The organism is Nocardia sp. NPDC060220, from assembly GCF_042727815.1.
Classification (GTDB): Bacteria; Actinomycetota; Actinomycetes; order Mycobacteriales; family Mycobacteriaceae; genus Nocardia.
Genome location: NZ_JBHWZY010001256.1, coordinates 1 through 1,445, shown reverse-complemented (window position 1 = coordinate 1,445; position 1,445 = coordinate 1). Strand labels below are relative to the sequence as shown.

The 1,445-nt window shown below is 61.8% G+C and carries 3 protein-coding genes; 2 read left to right on the top strand and 1 reads right to left on the bottom strand.

The window, feature by feature from the left end; translation table 11 throughout:
* On the top strand, positions 1-194 hold a 194-nt coding region (locus tag ACFWF3_RS35830; protein WP_379318596.1), incomplete at its 5' end, for a hypothetical protein.
* 140 nt (positions 195-334) lie between these two features.
* Here the strand turns inward: ACFWF3_RS35830 and ACFWF3_RS35825 are convergent.
* On the bottom strand, positions 335-526 hold the full coding sequence (locus ACFWF3_RS35825) for a hypothetical protein (protein WP_379318594.1): 192 nt from the start codon (positions 524-526) through the stop codon (positions 335-337).
* An 18-nt stretch (positions 527-544) separates the two neighbouring features.
* Between ACFWF3_RS35825 and ACFWF3_RS35820 the strand changes: the two genes are divergently transcribed.
* A complete protein-coding gene (locus ACFWF3_RS35820) occupies positions 545-1,201 on the top strand; it encodes a hypothetical protein (protein ID WP_379318592.1) in 657 nt (218 codons plus the stop codon).
* Positions 1,202-1,445: the final 244 nt, after the last annotated feature.

Sequence of the window (1,445 nt, the reverse complement as noted above, 5' to 3'; positions counted from 1 at the left end):
AACTACGGTTACGACGAAGAGGCCAGGTCGCTGGGAATCCTGCTGCACTCCTCGTTGCCTATGCCGACATGCCTGAAGAAGTCCGAGCCGACGTGGAACACAGCTGGGAACACGAGGGCGCACGAGTGGCGGCGAGGGTCGAGGAGCGCTTCGCTGGGATCTACGCGTTCACGAGCTACGGAGTCGAGAACTGACAGCCCCAGATATCCACACTTGCCGCTGATCGGTTGTCCGGCAAGGCGGCTCGATGAGGTCACCTGAACACGCTCTTGTGCCGATGGCAGGTTGTTGTTGTCGACCCCGCGAATAGGGGGATGCCCCCGACGATCTTCGATCAGGACTTGCCGTCATCGACTGGCGTGGTGGGGCCCGGTCGGTTGGATTTATCGCCGAGGCGCGCGTGCAGCTGTTCGCGGACCTGGTCCGGTGTGTATGCGCGACGTTTGCGTTCGGCCCGCACGATGACCACCCCGGTTGCCGCGACGCCCGCGGTTCCGGCCAGACCCAATATCTTCCACCAGCGCATGCGCCTAGGCTAGTCGCTGTGTCACGCGAAACTCCGATAAGTATCGGCTTGGACGAAGCAGTAGAGCTGACGCGAACGGGAGATCTATGGCTGTTTCGCGGGCATTCTCGAGCCGATCGCGCGATACGGGGGTTGACCAACAGCCCGGTGAACCACGTCGGCATGGCAGTGGTCATCGATGACCTACCGGCGCTGATATGGCATGCCGAGCTCGGTCGGGCACTGCCGGATATCTGGTCGGGTAGCCATCATCGCGGAGCCCAGCTACACGATCTGCGGGCTGCGGTCATCCGATGGACCCAGGAGTACGGGCAACAGGCATGGATGCGTCAGTTGGATCGGCCGGTGACCCGCGAGATGGAGGATGCAGCGCTGCGGGTGGTGGCGAGGCTGGACGGCATGCCGTTCCCCTCCACCGGCGCGCTGGCGGGGCGCTGGTTGTTGGGCCGGGTGCCGGTACCGAAGCGGTCGAAAGAGCGCGAATCCGATCATGCCGGTCTTGAGAACGCCTACTGCGCGGAGATCGTCGCCATGACGTATGAGGCCATGGGCTTGTTGCCGAACAGACGTCCGAATTGGTATGACCCGGGCAGATTTTGGAGTGGTGACAAACTGCGATTGGCCGAGGGATATCACCTCGGCGGGGAAATCACGGTGCACGTTCCCGACCAATGACCTCGGCGACTTCCGCCCACGAGTGACACCACCTCATCGTGCACGCACCACGACCCACGGAAGCTCGATAGTGCCGAATTTCGTGCACAGTGGTCGACAGTGAGCACTCACCCAGACGGAAAATTGATTGCCGTTTTGTGCTCGAATGCGAAAGCTGACCACGTGAGTTTCATAAGCGACGATTCCGAGATCGAGTATGTGGTGTCAGCCGAGCTGCGGTTGGCCGACCGCAAGATCCGCAACT

Coding starts and splice junctions, on each gene's coding strand:
- ACFWF3_RS35825 (WP_379318594.1), bottom strand. CDS start 526: ATGCGCTGGTGGAAGATATTGGGTCTGGCCGGAACCGCGGGCGTCGCG.